The following is a 16,409-nucleotide window of genomic DNA, read 5'->3' on the forward strand; positions in this document are numbered from 1 at the left end:
CTGTTCCAGAAAACGAGAACAAGACAAATGTACGGCCCTCCCTAAGGCAGGGGAAGCCCATATGCGGGTAAATACCGGCTAAATCAACGAACTGCACAAGTTAACGCGGAAACTGATGCTGCTGGAAAGCTTCGGTCCTTGGTTCACGCACTGTAGAAGTAGCGCCTGCTGTGTAAGCGAAGGCCCGCTTCCACCAAAACGCTGCCATGCACGCAGCCAACCCTGCAACCTCCTCATTATCTTAATGATATGCCTTACGTATGAATAGAGCCCTTTTTTCATAGGTATCTTAAAGTTACCGGCCTGGTAACCATGTGCCAACGTTGATTCAGGCATAGAGCGGACAGACTAGTGACCATCGTTGATTTGTGCGGGATGTCCCCTGATTTGTGTCTTACCCGGGGGGTTGGGGGCCGGTACCTTTGTAATGTCAAATAACTCTTCATCTGACCATTATGAAACCCATTGATTCGTCTGCCCTGGCCCTGCTGGATTTACGCTGCCCCCGGTGTCATCAAGGCCCGCTCTTTTCGTATCCGGCCTACTACATCACCAAGTACGCCATGATGCCCGATGCCTGCCCAGTCTGCGCGCAGCGCTACGAGCCCGAGCCCGGCTTCTATTGGGGGGCCATGTTTGTGAGCTACGCTTTTTCCGTCGCTTGCTTTGTGGTTGGAGGGCTAATCTCTTATTTTCTGCTGAACGATCCCGACGTATGGGTCTACATGCTGGTCGTAACCGGATTTGTGCTGGCGACGGCTCCGGCCGCGCTGCGCTACTCCCGTGCCATCATGCTGTATCTGTTTGGCGGCATCAAGTATGATCCTACCTACGTGCAGCGGCAGGTGGCCTCGCCCTCCGCTTCCGTCGCGGTGAATGACGCTCCGCGTTCCTAACCTGCCTGCTTGATGTCCGCCATCCTCTCTCCCCCCGACGCACCCCGGCCCAAGCACAAGGGGTCTGCTCAGCTCTTTGATAACCCGGTTCTCGAGCGCCTTACTCATACGCACTTTGCCATTCCGGTGTCGATCTTTCTGCTTACTGCCAACGTGAGCCTCTACTACGGGCTCACGCGTAACCTGCTGACCGGCCTGAGTGCCTTCGCCTTATTTATAGCAGGCCTGCTGCTCTTCACCCTAGCCGAGTACGGGATGCATCGCTTCGTGTACCATCTGGCGATCACCTCCCCGGCCCGGGCCAAATTCCAGTACACCATGCACGGGGTACATCACGAATACCCCAAGGATAAAACCCGGCTGGCCATGCCCCCTATCCTGACCGTGTTCGTGGCCTCGCTGTTGTTTTTCATCTTCCGCTTCACGTTGGGGTACGCCGCCTTCGGGGTGCTGGCCGGCTTCGTGTTCGGCTACGCCAGCTACCTGCTGGTGCACTACTGCTTGCACATGTACGCCCCGCCCAGGAATGCGCTCAAGTGGCTCTGGCATCACCACGCCATGCACCACTACACCCAGGAGTCAGCCGCGTTTGGCGTGTCCACGACGCTGTGGGACCATGTCTTTGGCACCATGCCTCGCCGACGCCCCCGGTAACGCCCCCGGCCCGGGTGCTTCTTCCCTTTACTCTTATGAAAACAACTGCTTCACGGAGCGTGGGCGTCTGGACGCATGCCCGGGAGCCCCGGCTCTTTTTTGTCGAGCACCTGCCCGCTGCCCAAGTTCGCTTCCAGTTCACGGGGGGGCCGGCGGAGCCACCAGTCTATGTGCTGGTATACATTACCCACGGCTCGGGCAGCCTTACCGTGGATTTTGAACAGTATTCGGTCCAGCCTGACCGGCTATTTTTTCTCCTGCCTGGTCAAGTGGGTTGCGCGCAGCTGTCGGCCGACGTGCAGGGCCTGGTGCTAGGCTTTAGCGCCGAGTTTTATGAAGAGCGGTTTCCGGACTTTCCGCTGGCAGCGTACCCCTTCTTCAGCAACTTTCACCCGCCCCTGCTGGACGTGCGGCCTCCCATGGAGCCCCTGTTACCATTGCTGCAGGGGTTATACCAAGAAGCCGCCGGGCCCGCACCCCAGCAGTTGGAGGTGAGCCGCTCGTACCTGCACGTGCTGCTGCAACTGGCTGACCGCCACTACCGCCGGGCGCACCCGCTGGCCGCCGGGGACAACCCCCAGGTGGCGGCGTTCGAGTACCTGATCAACCGGCACTTCCGCTCGCAGAAGGTGCTGCGTGACTATGCTGACCAACTGCAGCTCTCGCCCAACCACCTGAATGCTTTGTGCCGACGGGTACTGCGGAAAACGGCCAGTGACCGCCTACATGAGCGCATTGTGCTAGAAGCTAAGCGCCTCTTACTATCGAGCTCGCAGTCTGTTGGGCAGGTAGCGCTAACGCTGGGGTTTGGCGATGCCTCTTACTTTGGGCGCTATTTCAAAAAGTACGTGCACGTTACCCCGGAGGCTTTCCGCCAGCAACAGCGGGCCTAGTAGCCGATATCGTGAACTTCTATCGCTGAAGCGGGCTGCTGAAGCCCACTATTCTTTTTTTACCCTACGCCTAAAACCGTGTGAAAGCGTTGATTTAGCCGGGGTTTTCCCGGCTATGTCTCTTTCCACCTACCCGAAGCCCGGGGACCTTTGTGTCGTTCTTCCACACACACACATTGCCTCTCATGGAAACGACCGTTCCCCCAACCGGCGAGGACTTATCCGCAGCTGACGTAGTGGGCCACCACGAGCATCACCCAGCGCAACACTGGCTGTTTCGCTACATTTTCAGCACTGACCACAAGACCATTGCCAAGCAATACCTGATTACTGGGATCCTGTGGGCACTTGTAGGGGGCGCACTTTCCACGTTGTTCCGCTTGCAGCTAGGCTGGCCTGATGCACAGTTTTCCTGGCTTGAACCGCTGCTGGGCAAGTGGGTAGCCGGCGGCAAGTTAGACCCGGAGTTTTATCTCTCTCTGGTCACCATTCACGGTACGATCATGGTATTCTTCGTCCTGACGGCTGGTTTGTCGGGTACGTTTTCCAACTTGCTTATCCCCCTGCAGATCGGAGCCCGCGACATGGCGTCGGGCTTTATGAACATGCTTTCTTACTGGTTCTTTTTTCTCTCCAGTGCGGTCATGTTCGCCTCTATTTTTTTAGAAACGGGCCCAGCTGCTGCAGGCTGGACCATATACCCCCCGCTTTCCGCCCTGCCGCAAGCCATTGGAGGTTCGGGGCTGGGTCAGACCATGTGGCTGGTGTCTATGGCCCTGTTCATCGTGTCGCAAATGCTGGGCGGGGTGAATTACGTGACCACCATCATCAACCTGCGCACCCAGGGCATGTCCATGAGCAAGCTGCCGCTGACCATCTGGGCCTTTATGATGACGGCCATCCTGGGCATCATCGCCTTCCCGGTACTTCTTGCTGCCGTGTTGTTGCTGGTGTTTGATCGCTCGTTTGGCACCTCGTTCTTTCTCTCCGACATCTACATCGCCGGCCAAGCCCTGCACAATACGGGGGGAAGTCCAATTCTCTTCCAGCACTTGTTTTGGTTTCTAGGTCACCCTGAGGTCTACATCGTGATTATGCCCGCTATGGGCATGGTTTCGGAAATCCTGGCTACCAATTCCCGGAAGCCCATCTTTGGGTACCGCGCTATGATTGGCTCGCTCATCGGCATCACGCTGCTGGCGTGTGTGGTGTGGGCCCATCATATGTTCGTGACGGGCATGAACCCCTTCCTGGGGTCTATATTTATGTTTCTGACGCTTATTATTGCCGTGCCCTCAGCGGTAAAGACCTTCAACTGGCTGGCTACGCTGTGGCGCGGCAACATCCGCTTTACGACGGCCATGCTCTACTCGATTGGGTTCGTTTCCCTCTTCATATCGGGGGGGCTAACGGGCATTATTCTAGGGAATGCGGCCATCGATATTCAAGTGCACAACACCTACTTCGTGGTGGCTCACTTTCATCTGGTGATGGGCTCGTCCGCTTTCTTTGGCATGTTCGCCGGGGTGTATCACTGGTTCCCGAAGATGTTTGGACGTGTGATGAATGAAACGCTAGGCTATTTACACTTTTGGTGCACCTTTCTGGGTGCCTATCTGGTCTTTCTACCCATGCACTACGTGGGCATTGCTGGGTTTCCACGTCGCTACTACGCCTTCACAGCTTTTGATACCTTTAGTCAGTTTGCCGAAATGAATAAGTTTATTTCGGCCTCAGCAGTCTTGGTCTTCCTGGCCCAGTTCATTTTTCTGTTCAATTTTTTCCATAGTATCTTCCGAGGCCGCCGGGCCACACAGAACCCCTGGCGCTCCACTACCCTGGAATGGACGACGCCCGTGGTTCCTGGTCACGGCAATTGGCCCGGCGAAATTCCTGCCGTACACCGCTGGCCCTATGACTATAGCAAGCCTGGTGCCGACGAGGACTTTATTCCCCAGCACGTTCCCCTGTCGCAAACTGCCAGCTCAAACCTGCCCAACGAACGTTATGATGTCGAGTAGGGGCCCTTCATCTGTTGTCCCTTTTGACACACAGTCTTATGCAACGACCTCTGTCTTTCTCTTCGCAAGCACTGTCGCTGTTGCTGCTTGTGATGCTCGGTACTGCCTTGGTATGTGGTCCGTTAGCCGTGTGGCTGCACATGTCCCGCGCAGCAGGTGAAGGGTTAGCTTGGATGAGCTCGGCCTTGCTGGGGCTGCTGCTGGCCGCTCCGTATGGGTTTTTACTGCTAGCTGGCTGGTTGTGGTACCGTAGCGGGGCCTTGTCCCGATACAGCCCTTCTGGCACTCCTCTCAGCAGCTGGGAGGTATGAGGTGGTCTAGGCATGACGGACAGAAGAAGGACGTATATTTCTTCTGTCATGACCGCAAAAAAGAACGGGGCGTCGCCCGACAAACGGCGCAAGTACGACGAGGCGTTTAAGGCCGAAGCGCTACGCCTGGCCGGCGAGAGCCGCAGCACGCAGGCCGCGGCCCGGCAGTTGGGCATCAGCCCCAAGCTGCTTTACCGCTGGCAGCAGGCGCAGCTCGTGGCCGAGGTCGGCAGCGAGGAAGTAGCCCGAGACCCGGAGGTGCGCGCCCTGCGGGCCCGCCTCAAGCGGGCCGAGCAGGAGCTGGATATTTTAAAAAAAGCCTTGGTCATCTTCGGCCAGCCGACCCGGTGAGCGCCTACGAGCACATCGCCCAGCGAGCGGGCCAGGTGCCCGTGCGGCAGCTCTGCCAGGTGCTGCGCGTGGCGCCCAGCGCGTACTACGCCTGGCGCCGGCAGCGGTGCCAGGCCGTGCCCGAGCCCGCGTGGCAAGTGGCCGTGCGTGAAGCGTTTGCGTACCACAGTCAGCGCTACGGCACGCGCCGGCTGCGCGCCGAAGTGCAGGCCCAAGGCCACGCGGTGGGCCGTTGGCGCATCCGCCGGGTGCTCCAAGCCCACGGCCTGCGGGCGCAGCAGCCCCGCTCGTTCGTGCCGCGCACCACCGATTCCGACCCGGCCGTGCGCGCCGCGCCCAACCGCTTGCTCGGCCAGCCGGCCCCCACCGCCCCGAACCGGGTGTGGGTGGGCGACATCACCTACCTGCCCCGGCAGGGCGGCGGCTGGCTCTACCTGGCCGTGTGGCTCGACCGCTGCTCGCGCAAGATTGTGGGCTGGGACGTGCGCGAGACCATGCCCGAGGACCTCGTGAGCGAGGCGCTCCGCCGAGCCCTCGTGGTGCGCCGGCCCCCGGCCGGGCTCGTCGTGCACTCCGACCAGGGCAGCCAGTATACGGCCACCCGGTTCAAGGACTTGCTGGCCCGGCACGGCGCCGTGCAAAGCATGAGCCGGCGCGGCAACTGCTACGACAACGCCCACGCCGAATCTGAGGTGGTCTAGTTAAAACGGACAGCGCGAAGTCTTAACTTCCGCTGCCCATGACTGAAAAATCGAACCCTGGCGGCTTGCCTGCCACCCGTAAAAAATACACACCGGCTTTCAAGGCCGAGTGCGTGCGCCAAGTAGCAGCCGGTGCCCGGCAAAGCGACGTGGCTCGTGCCCAGGGCATTTCGCCGGCCTTGCTGGGTCGCTGGCAACGCCAGGCGCTGGAAGCCGCCGTGCCCAGCAGCGCGGAGCGCGACGAAATCAAGCAGCTGCGGGCCGCGCTCAAGCGCGTGGAAATGGAGCGCGATATGTTAAAAAAAGTCGTGACCATCGGAATGCTCTAGCCGCATTATCCCAACCGCCTCAGTTATGAGCCGCTACGCCTTTATCGCCGCCTGCACCGAGCCGTGGCCCGTGCAACTGCTCTGCCAAGTGCTGGCCGTGAGCCCGGCCGGCTATTATCAGTGGCGGCACCGGCCGGCCGCCACGCCGACGCCGTGGCAAGTGGCGGCGCAAGCGGCCTTTACGCGCCACGCCCGACGCTACGGCACCCGTCGGTTGCGGGCGGAATTGCGCGCCGAAGGCCATGCCGTGGGCCGCTACGCGTTGCGCACCTGGCTGCGCCGGCACGGGCTGCGGGCTTTGAGCACCCGACCGCACCGGCCGCGCACGACGGTGGCCGACCCGGCGGCCGTGGTGGCCGAAAACCGCTTGCTGGGCCAGCCGGCCCCCACTGCCCCGAACCAGGTCTGGGTCGGCGACATTACCTATCTACCCCTGGTGGGCGGGCGCTGGTGCTACCTGGCCACGTGGCGCGATGCCTGCTCGCGGCGCGTGGTAGGCTGGCACCTGGCTGCGCAGATGCCGACCGAGTTGGTGCTCCAGGCCCTAGAACAGGCCCTGACGCTGCGCCAGCCCGCGCCGGGGCTCATCATCCACGCCGACCGCGGCAGCCAGTACACCAGCGCGGCCTGTCGCGCCCGCATCGCGCAAGCCGGCGCCCTACCCAGTTTCAGCCGGCCGGGCAACCCCTACGACAACGCCCAGGCCGAAGCCGGCTGGAGCACGCTCAAAACCGAATTATTACCACCAGGCTCCGTTTTCGCCTCCCTCGAAGAAGCCCGTTTGGAAGTCGCCCACTACCTCGATACCTACTTCAACCTAGACCGCCGCCACTCCGCCCTGGGCTACCGCTCGCCCCACCAGTTCGAACACGACCTGAAAATCAACCTATCTTAGCTCACTGTCCGTTTTTACTGGACCACCCCAGTTTTACCCTATTTGTTTAATAACACCCTATATACTGCCCGTCAGCGGGAACCTGAATCAGGCCAACGGGAAAAACGGGGGCGGTTGGGGAAAGCATGGCGGGTAAGGAAGGCGCGGTGAAAGCTGTTAACCTGGATGGCAGCCGGTGGGAGCCGCCCCGTCGGGGGCGGCTCCGTGGCTTAGCGCAGCAGCGAAGTGTGCATGATCAGGGCCGGGCCGTGCTGAAAAAAGAAGGGCTCGTACTGCTCCGGCGGATAGCTGGCTTTCCAGATGGCAGAGGCTACCGGATTGACCGGCCGCCCGTCGCGCCCATCCTCGTCGAGGATGATGATGTAGTCCTCGAACTCCCCTTGCAGGGGCTGCATCTCGATGTGGTCGCACGTCAGCAGCCGCCGCATCTCCCGCAGCTGAAAATCGGTCCCGTTCTCGGCGGTGTGAAGGCTGTGCACGCCGTTCGGCAGCAGCAGCACGGCCCCGGGGATCGGCTGGCGGGCCGCCGCATACGCCTGCTCAAACCGTTCGCTGGCCTCGGCTACTGTCAGCTCCTGGCCGTCGCACACGCGCAACGTACCCTGGTAGGCCAGGTTCCAGAGACGGTAGCCCGGCTGCATTTCGTGGAAGCTACCGGCGCTCAGGTAACAGAAATTGCGCAGGGGCTGATAGGTGGGCTCGCCTCCGGTGTACAGAAACTCAAGGCCACCGATGGGAAAAGCGGGGGTGAATGCTATGATGCTCATAGGGTCTATAATGTTGATTGATTGATACTTATTAAACGAAAATACACCCTAATAGTTACTAAAAACTATAAACAATTAGGTATTTTTTCAAGGAATTTGCGGCCCCTATCACAAAAAAAGCCGGGCAATCTGCCCGGCTCTTTTTCCCCTCTTTTTTTGCTATTGTATCAGGGAGTTTCCCCCGATTGCCCCGCCTGAAATTCGGCCAGTTCCCGCGCCGGTTCCACCTGCGCCGCCAGCGGGGCCAGCGCGTCGAGCAGCCGGCGCAACTGCTGCTGCTGGTAGTCCTGCGTGCCGGCAACAGCCTGGTTTACCTGGTACACGTTGTGGACTGCCTGATACAGGACCGACAGGGCCAGCCCGGCCGAAAAGCCCCGGCCAAACGCCTGCACGGCCGGAGTAAGCGGCCGGCTCAGGCTCTGCCCCTGCGCGGCCTGGCTGAATGCCCGAAACAGGGTATTGAGTAACAGGCCCTCGGCGCTGTCCTCGAAGGCCCGGAACTGCTGGCGGGCCTCCAGCTCCTGCGCCCGCTTGCGGGCCGGGTTCAGGTAGGCCGCCGCATTACCGGCGGCCTGAATGTGCTGCATATCCCAATCGGGCCAAAACTCTGACTCTGGCATAAACTACGGATTAGGCGGCCAGCTCCTGCTGGCCGCGGTGAAGATCCTTCTGCTGGCGGCGTGCCCGGCAGACTCGCGCAATCATGTTCGTAATGCAATCCTCACCGCTCGCGCTCTCGGTCGTCAGCGGTTCCGGCCCAATGGCCATACCCTGCACTTTTAGCCGGTACATGATGATGCCCACGCCGAGCGCAGTTTCCTTTTCATACATGCAGACATCCACGTTCAGATTGTAGATGCGCTTGCGGGCCTGCTGGGAGAAAGTGAAGAAGTCCATTGTAAAAGAGGGGTTAAGTAGTTGCTTGTCTTATACTTATTAAACGTAAAAGCCCTTGCAACTGTTGTAAAAAATTATAAACAATTACCTGTCTTTTACGCTCCCTCAACTTTCTCCCCCACTGCCCCTACCAGTTCCGGCGGCCTTCCCCCTTGTCCTGCTGCTGATCTTCCTGCAGGGCTTCCAGCAGCCCGTCCGGCACCGATATGCCGTAGGTGACCAGTGTATCGACTACGTTCTGGGCGGTCATCTGCCCCCCGCCCGGTAGTCTCAGATTCGAGAACACGTACTGGGGGAAGGGTTGCTCCTGGGCTTCATCACTCATATCCTCCACGACCAGAAAATGCCGCTGATCGGGCCGGTCCCACCCGCAGAACACCTCCACGGGGCGGGCAACTTTATTTAGCGTCGTAACGCTGGCGAAGGCATCAAAAAGGTGCTGGCTCATTTTCTCTGAAGTTGAGTGGACTCTTGTGCAAATATACGGGAAACACGGTTTTTTGATTCAATTATTAAATCAAAAAGTTATGAGCCCGTGCTTTCTCCCCTTACTGCCCTTCTGCGCCGATTGGCACGAAAAAGGCCCCCTGGTACTGACCAGGGGGCCTTGGCAGCACGGTTCCTGCGTATCTATTCTACTACCAGCCGGGCCGTATGGCGCCCGGCGGAAGAACGAACTTCTACCAGGTACAGGCCAGCCGGGAATTGCTCGAGCGACCAGCTCCAGTCCACGACGGGCGCGGCCGGCAGCTTGTGCCGGCGAACCAGCTTGCCGTGCACCGTATAGATAGCTATCTCTACGGCACTCTCGCGGTCTTTTAGCCCGCTCAGGCGCAGGTGGGCCTGCTGGTCGGCCCCTACCGGGTTGGGCCATACGGTCAGCGTGACGCTTGGCTGTACTACCGGCTGCAGGGTAAGCACGCCCGAGTAGTGCGCCGTGCTGTCCCGGTCAACCTGACGGAGCCGGTAATAGGTGGGAACCGTGAGTTGGGTTGGGTCCTGCAATTCGTACGCGCGCACGGCCGTACTGGAGCCCGCTGCCGGCCTACGGCCAACAGGTGAGAAACGGGTGCCATCCTCGCTGCGCTGCAGCTCAAAGTAATCACTGTTCACCTCCGCGGCCGTGGCCCAGGTCAGGTGCGCGAAGCTGCGCCCATCCACTTTACCCTTAAACGAGGTCAGCGTTACCGGCAGGGGCCGCGCCGGTTCCAGGCGTACCACGTTGGAGTATTCACTGTGCTGGTCCCGGTGCAGCAGCCGTAACCGATAGAAGGTAGGAGCCGTCAGCGGTACGGCCAGACTCTCTTTCCCTTTTACCTGCGTGACCGAGCTATCCATGCCGACTTCCTGCCGGTTTCCGTAGGGCAGGAAGCTCTGCCCGTCACTGGAATATTCCAGCTCGTAGGTATCAGGCAGGTAAAGGGCTGCCGTTTGCCAAGTAAACTGGGGCAGCACGCCTTCCAACTGGCCACTCAGGGAGGGGGCGAACCGGGGAGCGACGAACGTGAGGGAAGTCGGGGTGCTGTACTCGGGCTCCCCCATAAAGTTCAGGGTATATTCCGTCAGGGCAACCTCATAGACGTGCCCGATTCGCGCGTTTCGCAGGTAAGTAACCGTATCTCCTGGTCCCTGGTACCGCTCGTTGCTCAGCACGTACACCCCGCCTCCGATATGACTGTTCTCGTCCATGATCTGCCGATGCCGACTGACGGAGGGGTAAGCACTCCATTCTACCGGCGTTGGCAACGGGGCCCGTCCGTCCCGTACCTCGCGGATCAGCACCAGGTAATGCGATCCATTGCCCTGCTTCCAGTGCAGCTGCACCAGCCCGTCGTGGTAGGTAAAGGCCTGCGCGAAGCCCATTCTCAGCTTATCGGCGGATTCTGACCCGGGAACGGGCGGGAAAGCTGTCATCACCACGGTCGAGGCCGGCTGCTGGCTCAGCAGGTAAGTTGGTCGCCCATCCGGCGCAAGGTTATACTCGTAGACCTCCAGCTGATACAGGCTGGCCGGCTGCAGGCCGGTCAGGTTGATTACGCTGTCCTGCCCCGTAAGCACCACGTAGCTGCCGGGATGCGTCTGATCCCCCAGGCCGTAGGTCGCGTTGGCCTGATACACCGTATTCTGAACCGGTTTGAGCATACCCTGCGTGAATTCCCGCACGACGACCAACCGGCCCTGGCCGCTACCGTTGCGCCAAACGACGCGGGCCGTGGTCAGGGTCGTATCCGTCTGCCGAGCGTTGGTAGCCGGCCGTTCTGGCTCACTTGTGCTGCAGGTCTCCAGCTGCACGTAGGCCGTATCCGTGGCGGCGGCATAGGTAATGCTGCCGCCGCCAACGGGGTTGCCGTCCGCGTCTTTCTCGACGGCATATTCATACACGATGAATTTGTACAGGCCCCCGGGCGGCAGCCCGTAGACCGTCAGGGAAGTGTCAGTACCGAACTGCACGGCGTAGGCGTCCGGCCCCACCGTCTGCCCCTGGCCGTAATTCTGGCTGGCCAGGTAGTAGATGTCGTTGTCGGGCATAGTTGGCTTGGATGCGCCATCGGCTCTGCTTGACACGGGCTGGACCACCAGGAGCCTACCGTCCCCCTGACCGGCCCGGCAGCTGAGCTGCAGCGTCGAGCAGTCGAGGGCCGTAGCCTGGGGGGCACTGGCCGGAGCCGGCGCGGCCGGCTTCGTGGGCGGGGCCGTAGTAAAAAACAAGGTGGCGGTCGTGTCCCGGTCTTCTACTTTCGTGTAGCCCGGGGCCCGGTAGAAATCGCTTTCCGCTTCATAGGCTATCACGTCCGCCCGGTACGTAGCGCCGGGCGTCAGGCCCTTTACCACCACGATCCGGCCCGTATCGGCGTACACGACGAACTCGCCGGCTCCGATCTGCTGGCCCAGCCCGAAATACTGGTTGGCAATGTAGGCTACGCTTTCTACCGGCTTGGGGGTTGTGGCCGTGCGGCCGGAAATCAGTTGCAGCACAACCAGGCTCTTGGGCACGGCTGGGCCGGGTTTGACCCGCGTCCAGCTTAGCGTGGCCTCGCGGGAACTTACCTGCGGGGCCTTCAGGTCCTTATCGGATGGCGGAATGGACATGGCCCGCAGCAGCTGCGGAACCAGCAGTTGCAGCAGCAGCAGCAGACTGAGGCGTAAAATCGCTTTCATGGGTACAAAAAATGTGTGTGAAAAAAGGGCTGTGGGGGAAGGGGATCAGCAGGGGGCTTCTTCCGGTAGCTGCTGCAGGTGCAGCAGCTGACCCGGCCGCGAAAAGCAGGGAATCCCGATCTGGTGATAGTAGCTGAGGAGCTGTTCGGCCCATTGCCGTTCCTGCTCGCTGGCCGGCAGCGAATCGTCGAGGCCGATCAGCACCCAGTGCAGCAGCTCGCTTGGGTTCCACTCCAGCTTGTTAGTGCTGTGGCAGTTGTGGCAGGTTGGAGCGCCATCCCAGACGCCGCTGCCGCATCGCTTGCAGCGCATCATCTCCTGCTCGACTCCCTTGCAGCGCATCATCTCCTGCTCGACTCCCTCCACTCGCCGGTACACATGGGCGAAGGGATAGAGCAGCGCCGTTTCCAGCCGGTCATGCACCAGAAAGCGCCGCTGGGCCGGAATACTTAGCAGCAATGGGAGTCGCTCGCTGTCGCGCAGGGAGTTGCAGCGCATACCGATCAGCACGTTTGCCGGCAATTGTCCCCAGGGGTTGCGCCAGTACCCGTCATGCGGGAACTGCTCCCGGGCCAGCTCGGGAAAATCCGTCAGTAGCAGCCAGTCCAGGTCCGGCGAATCTTCAATCAGCTGCCACAGGCTTTCGCGCTGCAGTAGGGCCTCAGTGCCGGGGGAGAACACATCCCCCCGGCAGTACACCCGTCGCCGCCGGCCGGTCCGAAGCGCCTGACGCTGCCAGGCCTGTACCTGAGCGGCCGCTGCTTCCCCTTCAAAGTCGAAGGTGTACTGCCAGCGCCGCTGAAATTCTAACGCCTGGCCACTCATCTGCTCGGACCGGCCTGCACCGGGGCTGCGTTTGCGGGTGGGGGGCCTGGTCGAAAAGGGCCGAAATGCGCCCGTATGGCGCAGATTGTCAGGTTTCTCATAAGCGGGCTGAATACGTGAGAGATTCGCCCCCGCAAATTAGATAAAGATTAACTTTTGACGAGTAATAAATTAATTATTGGATAGATTTTGGTGATATGAAAATGATATTTACTTTTGACTCATACTCCGGGTTACAAGTGGTTTCCCGGTGCGGTGCCTACAGTTCTTCAGGCCAGCACGCCAGCGGGAGAAGTCACGCGCAGAGTGGGATCTAGCGCAGGATATCGACAGAGAATGAGAGTCCTTCTCCCGCTGGTAAAAGCCGCTTCCAATGACTTGGGAGCGGCTTTTTTCTGGTCCTGACTTCCCCCCCCCCACCGTGACCGCTCACTTTAAAGGCCTTTGCCATGCTGCTATTTCTACTTCGCTTAGCTCCTGCCACTCGCCGCCTGGTGCGCTGCCTGCTGGTACTGGTCGGCGTCCTGCTGCTCACCGCCATCCTCACCCTGCTGGCCTGCCAATTCTAACGCCGGCCCGATGGTGTACTTCTTCTTTCAGGCCCTGACCCTGCTGCTGGTTCCGAATCTGCTGCTGTTGGCCCTGCTGGCGCTGGCTTATCTGCACCTGACCCATCACCCCCGCCGCGTGTACTGGGCCGGCCCCGGGTTGCTGACGGCCACCAGCGGCCTGCTGCTGTGGGTAATGCTCCCCGACCTGGTAGCCCCGGCTTACAGCTTCAGCCTGGTCTTTTTCGGCCTGTTGGCCGCGCTGTTGCTGCCCTGGCTGCCTCGCCCTGCTGCTTCCTTCTAAGGCCAGTATCCGCTGGTCTTTTCTGCTTTTAGTGCCGGCCCGGCCGGAAATCTTTTCTCCTCATCACTTTCATCATCCCTTATGCGCTCCTTATTTCCCGCGCTTACTACCGGTCTGCTCCTGGCAGCGGCAACTACCCACTCCGTGCAGGCCCAGCAAGCCACGCGGGAACTGTTCGGCTCGATCCAGACCGATGCCGGCGAGCCCCTGCCCGGGGCCACCGTATTCATCAAAGGCACCTATATTGGCTGCACGACCAACAGCGACGGTGCCTTTCGGCTGGTGGTGCCCATCAGTCTGCTGCCCGCTTCGCTCTCGGTAAGCTTCGTCGGCTTTGAAACGGCTGCCCTGCCCCTGGACAACACGTCCGGTACGCTGGCGCCCATCATCCTGCAGCCCAGCCCGGCGCTGGTAAACGAGGTAGTTGTTTCGGCTTCCCGCGTGGAAGAGAACATTCTGCGCACCGGCGTTACCGTGGACAAGCTCAACACCCAGCAGCTGTCCCGCCTGACGATGCCTGACCTGATCACCGGCCTGGCCCGCCAGAAAGGCGTGGACGTGACCACGAGCGGGATGTTCATGGCCAGTGCCAGCACCCGTGGTTTCGGCGGAGCTACCTCCGAGCGGCTGGTTCAGCTGGTAGACTACATGGATACGCAGTCTCCCAGCCTGAACATCAACGCGGGCAATGCCCTGGGCCTGCCGGAAGTCGATATGGCCAGCGTCGAGGTACTGCACGGACCAAGCTCGGCCCTGTACGGGGCCAACGCCTTCAACGGGGTAGTACTGACCAACTCCAAAGATCCCTTCCAGTATGAGGGCCTGAGCGTGCGCCTGCGCGGGGGCAACCGCGACTACCTGGATGGCCAGCTGCGCTACGCGCTGCGCCTGGGCCGGAAGGTGGCCTTCAAGATCAGCGGCAGCTATGCCCGCGCCAATGACTGGATTGCCAGCAACAACGATGCCCTGAGCCAACTCTACGCGCCCGGCAACAACGCCGCCGGCTCCGGCCTGGGCTACGATGCCGTTAACCGCTACGGCGACGTGGGCAACACCTTCAACGCGACCGGCGGGGCCTTGGCCGGCAAAACCGTATTCATGCCCGGCTGGTCGGAACGCGAGCTGATCGGCGGCGACAACCGCGCCCAGCTTTACCGCGTCATCCCGTCCGTTCACTGGCTGATCAGCGACAAACTCAAGGCCGCCGTCGAATTCAAGCGGGCGGAGGGTACTACCGCCTACCAGTTCACCAACCGCTACCGGTTCAAGAATTTTGCCACCAACCAGTGGCGCGCCGAGCTGAAAAGCGACAACGGGTTTCTGCGCGCGTACCAGACCCAGGACTTCGGCAACGACTCCTACGACTTGCCCTTTACCGGCGCGTTTATGCAGTCGCTGAAGGACCCGAACAGTGCCGCCGGTCTGACCTATGCCCAGCAGTATTTCCAGGCCTACGCCGTGGCCTACAATACGTACCTGGCCTTGAATCCCGGCAATACGGCCGGGGCGGAACAAGCGGCCCGCACCAAAGCCGCCCCGTATCAGCTCGCCCCCGGCACGCCCGCCTTCGACGCGGCCCGGCAGCGGGTGATTGAGGATGCCACCCCCGGCGTTGGCTCCCGCATCAATCCCTCCTCGCTGCTCAACGACATCAGCGGCCAGTACAACTTCAAAACGGATGTGGCTGATATTGTCCTTGGGGGCGCTTACCGCCAGTACCGGCTAGGCTCCAATGGCCAGCTCTTTTCCGACCGGGACGGCAAGCGCATTCTCAACGATGAGTATGGCGCCTACCTGCAGCTCACGAAGGAGCTGCTCAGCAACCGGCTGAAGATGACGGCCGCCGGCCGCATCGACGACAGCCGCAACTTCGAGTCCGTCTTCTCGCCCCGGGCTTCGGCTGTGTTCTCCCTCGATAAGCAGCAGCTGCACAACCTGCGCGGCAGCTACAATCAGGCCTACCGTTCCCCCACCCAGCAAGGCCAGTACTTGTCGCTGGATCTGGCCCGGGTGCTGCTGCTGGGCAACATCAGCAACGGGTTCCTGGGCTACAGCACGGCCGCGGCCGCGCAGCTGGGCCGCATCCTGAGCAATCCGGCCACCGCGCAGACCAATCTGGACGCCTACGCCGTGAAAGCGGACCGGCTCAAACCGGAGCGCGTGGCCACCTGGGAAATCGGTTACAAAGGGCTGTTGCTGCCGAACCTGGTGTTGGACGTGAACTACTACAACAGCCGCTACAATGATTTCATTGGCCAGGTGCGGCTGATCTCCAACGTGGACGGGACCAAGCCGACGGTTGCCCAGATCGGCGCAACGGCCGCCACGCCGCGCCCCTTCCAGACCGGCAACACCCGCGTTATCCAGGTGCAGGCCAACGCCAACCAGGAAGTAAAGGCGTCGGGTAGCGTGGTCGCCCTGACCTACACGGCCTTCAAGGCCCTGAGCCTGACGGGCAACTACACCCTGAACCTGCTCAACCGCGACGGTCTGCCCGAAGGCTTCCAGACCTACTACAACACGCCCAAGCACAAATACAACGTGGGGGCCTACGGGGAGGTCGCCAAGGTGCTCACTTACTCGGTGAACTACCGCTGGGCTCAGGGCCATCTGTTTGAGTCCCCGTTTGCCGCCGGCCAGCTGCGGGCGTACTCGTCGCTCGATGCCCAGCTCGGCTACGCCCTGCCGAAGCTGCACACCACCCTGCAGGTGGGCGGCTCCAACCTGGCCAACGCCCGCAACATTCAGGTCTATGGCGGCCCGCAGGTCGGCCGCCTCGTGTACGCCGGCCTGAGCCTCGACCTTAAGTAATCTGCTACCCGCTCCGGGCCGGCATCTGCCGGCCCGGCGCAACAAGC

General features: G+C 61.0%; 16 protein-coding genes. 10 read left to right on the forward strand and 6 right to left on the reverse strand.

The window, feature by feature from the left end:
- The first annotated feature begins 455 nt into the window (after window positions 1-455).
- The 8 genes from ROI90_RS16320 (at window position 456) to ROI90_RS16355 (ending at window position 7,051) form a co-directional block, all read left to right on the forward strand.
- Window positions 456-896: a DUF983 domain-containing protein gene (locus ROI90_RS16320; protein WP_315999427.1), complete on the forward strand. Its 441-nt coding sequence runs from the start codon at window positions 456-458 to the stop codon at window positions 894-896.
- Window positions 897-908: 12 nt separating this feature from the next.
- Window positions 909-1,550 (forward strand): sterol desaturase family protein, encoded by a 642-nt coding sequence (locus ROI90_RS16325; protein ID WP_315999428.1) that lies wholly within the window; start codon window positions 909-911, stop codon window positions 1,548-1,550.
- 35 nt (window positions 1,551-1,585) lie between these two features.
- Complete coding sequence (locus ROI90_RS16330; RefSeq protein ID WP_315999429.1) at window positions 1,586-2,443, forward strand: AraC family transcriptional regulator; 858 nt, start codon at window positions 1,586-1,588, stop codon at window positions 2,441-2,443.
- A 185-nt stretch (window positions 2,444-2,628) separates the two neighbouring features.
- Complete coding sequence (locus ROI90_RS16335; RefSeq protein WP_315999430.1) at window positions 2,629-4,464, forward strand: cytochrome c oxidase subunit I; 1,836 nt, start codon at window positions 2,629-2,631, stop codon at window positions 4,462-4,464.
- A 359-nt stretch (window positions 4,465-4,823) separates the two neighbouring features.
- Window positions 4,824-5,126: a transposase gene (locus ROI90_RS16340; RefSeq protein WP_315999431.1), complete on the forward strand. Its 303-nt coding sequence runs from the start codon at window positions 4,824-4,826 to the stop codon at window positions 5,124-5,126.
- Window positions 5,123-5,827 (forward strand): IS3 family transposase, encoded by a 705-nt coding sequence (locus ROI90_RS16345; RefSeq protein ID WP_315999432.1) that lies wholly within the window; start codon window positions 5,123-5,125, stop codon window positions 5,825-5,827. Before ROI90_RS16340 ends, ROI90_RS16345 begins: the two co-directional genes overlap by 4 nt.
- A gap of 38 nt (window positions 5,828-5,865) precedes the next feature.
- Window positions 5,866-6,156, forward strand: coding sequence for a transposase (locus ROI90_RS16350; RefSeq protein ID WP_315999433.1), 291 nt, complete (start codon window positions 5,866-5,868; stop codon window positions 6,154-6,156).
- Window positions 6,157-6,181: 25 nt separating this feature from the next.
- Complete coding sequence (locus ROI90_RS16355; RefSeq protein WP_315999434.1) at window positions 6,182-7,051, forward strand: IS3 family transposase; 870 nt, start codon at window positions 6,182-6,184, stop codon at window positions 7,049-7,051.
- A gap of 209 nt (window positions 7,052-7,260) precedes the next feature.
- Here ROI90_RS16355 and ROI90_RS16360 read toward each other — a convergent pair whose 3' ends face one another.
- The 6 genes from ROI90_RS16360 to ROI90_RS16385 form a co-directional block, all read right to left on the reverse strand.
- Complete coding sequence (locus ROI90_RS16360) at window positions 7,261-7,818, reverse strand: hypothetical protein (RefSeq protein WP_315999435.1); 558 nt, start codon at window positions 7,816-7,818, stop codon at window positions 7,261-7,263.
- A gap of 167 nt (window positions 7,819-7,985) precedes the next feature.
- A complete protein-coding gene (locus ROI90_RS16365; RefSeq protein ID WP_315999436.1) occupies window positions 7,986-8,438 on the reverse strand; it encodes a hypothetical protein in 453 nt (150 codons plus the stop codon).
- 10 nt (window positions 8,439-8,448) lie between these two features.
- Entirely contained in the window at window positions 8,449-8,715 is a 267-nt protein-coding gene (locus tag ROI90_RS16370; protein WP_315999437.1) for a hypothetical protein, read from the reverse strand.
- A gap of 127 nt (window positions 8,716-8,842) precedes the next feature.
- Entirely contained in the window at window positions 8,843-9,163 is a 321-nt protein-coding gene (locus ROI90_RS16375) for a hypothetical protein (protein ID WP_315999438.1), read from the reverse strand.
- Window positions 9,164-9,345: 182 nt separating this feature from the next.
- Window positions 9,346-11,874, reverse strand: a complete 2,529-nt coding sequence (locus ROI90_RS16380; RefSeq protein ID WP_315999439.1) for a T9SS type A sorting domain-containing protein — start codon at window positions 11,872-11,874, stop codon at window positions 9,346-9,348.
- Window positions 11,875-11,919: 45 nt separating this feature from the next.
- The gene (locus tag ROI90_RS16385; RefSeq protein WP_315999440.1) at window positions 11,920-12,699 is read right to left on the reverse strand and encodes a DUF5131 family protein; all 780 of its coding nucleotides are present in this window, start codon (window positions 12,697-12,699) and stop codon (window positions 11,920-11,922) included.
- Between the two features lie 579 nt (window positions 12,700-13,278).
- Between ROI90_RS16385 and ROI90_RS16390 the strand changes: the two genes are divergently transcribed.
- The gene (locus ROI90_RS16390) at window positions 13,279-13,551 is read left to right on the forward strand and encodes a hypothetical protein (protein ID WP_315999441.1); all 273 of its coding nucleotides are present in this window, start codon (window positions 13,279-13,281) and stop codon (window positions 13,549-13,551) included.
- Window positions 13,552-13,632: 81 nt separating this feature from the next.
- A complete protein-coding gene (locus ROI90_RS16395) occupies window positions 13,633-16,362 on the forward strand; it encodes a TonB-dependent receptor (protein ID WP_315999442.1) in 2,730 nt (909 codons plus the stop codon).
- Window positions 16,363-16,409 lie beyond the last annotated feature (47 nt).

Origin of the sequence: Hymenobacter endophyticus (assembly GCF_032464715.1) — a bacterium.
In the GTDB taxonomy this organism is placed as follows: domain Bacteria; phylum Bacteroidota; class Bacteroidia; order Cytophagales; family Hymenobacteraceae; genus Hymenobacter; species Hymenobacter endophyticus.

Excerpts from the sequence above, each read along its gene's own strand:
- ROI90_RS16320 (WP_315999427.1), top strand. The coding sequence starts at position 456 with ATGAAACCCATTGATTCGTCTGCCCTGGCCCTGCTGGATTTACGCTGC.
- ROI90_RS16325 (WP_315999428.1), top strand. The coding sequence starts at position 909 with ATGTCCGCCATCCTCTCTCCCCCCGACGCACCCCGGCCCAAGCACAAG.
- ROI90_RS16330 (WP_315999429.1), top strand. The coding sequence starts at position 1,586 with ATGAAAACAACTGCTTCACGGAGCGTGGGCGTCTGGACGCATGCCCGG.
- ROI90_RS16335 (WP_315999430.1), top strand. The coding sequence starts at position 2,629 with ATGGAAACGACCGTTCCCCCAACCGGCGAGGACTTATCCGCAGCTGAC.
- ROI90_RS16340 (WP_315999431.1), top strand. The coding sequence starts at position 4,824 with ATGACCGCAAAAAAGAACGGGGCGTCGCCCGACAAACGGCGCAAGTAC.
- ROI90_RS16350 (WP_315999433.1), top strand. The coding sequence starts at position 5,866 with ATGACTGAAAAATCGAACCCTGGCGGCTTGCCTGCCACCCGTAAAAAA.
- ROI90_RS16355 (WP_315999434.1), top strand. The coding sequence starts at position 6,182 with ATGAGCCGCTACGCCTTTATCGCCGCCTGCACCGAGCCGTGGCCCGTG.
- ROI90_RS16360 (WP_315999435.1), bottom strand. The coding sequence starts at position 7,818 with ATGAGCATCATAGCATTCACCCCCGCTTTTCCCATCGGTGGCCTTGAG.
- ROI90_RS16365 (WP_315999436.1), bottom strand. The coding sequence starts at position 8,438 with ATGCCAGAGTCAGAGTTTTGGCCCGATTGGGATATGCAGCACATTCAG.
- ROI90_RS16370 (WP_315999437.1), bottom strand. The coding sequence starts at position 8,715 with ATGGACTTCTTCACTTTCTCCCAGCAGGCCCGCAAGCGCATCTACAAT.
- ROI90_RS16375 (WP_315999438.1), bottom strand. The coding sequence starts at position 9,163 with ATGAGCCAGCACCTTTTTGATGCCTTCGCCAGCGTTACGACGCTAAAT.
- ROI90_RS16380 (WP_315999439.1), bottom strand. The coding sequence starts at position 11,874 with ATGAAAGCGATTTTACGCCTCAGTCTGCTGCTGCTGCTGCAACTGCTG.
- ROI90_RS16385 (WP_315999440.1), bottom strand. The coding sequence starts at position 12,699 with ATGAGTGGCCAGGCGTTAGAATTTCAGCGGCGCTGGCAGTACACCTTC.
- ROI90_RS16390 (WP_315999441.1), top strand. The coding sequence starts at position 13,279 with ATGGTGTACTTCTTCTTTCAGGCCCTGACCCTGCTGCTGGTTCCGAAT.
- ROI90_RS16395 (WP_315999442.1), top strand. The coding sequence starts at position 13,633 with ATGCGCTCCTTATTTCCCGCGCTTACTACCGGTCTGCTCCTGGCAGCG.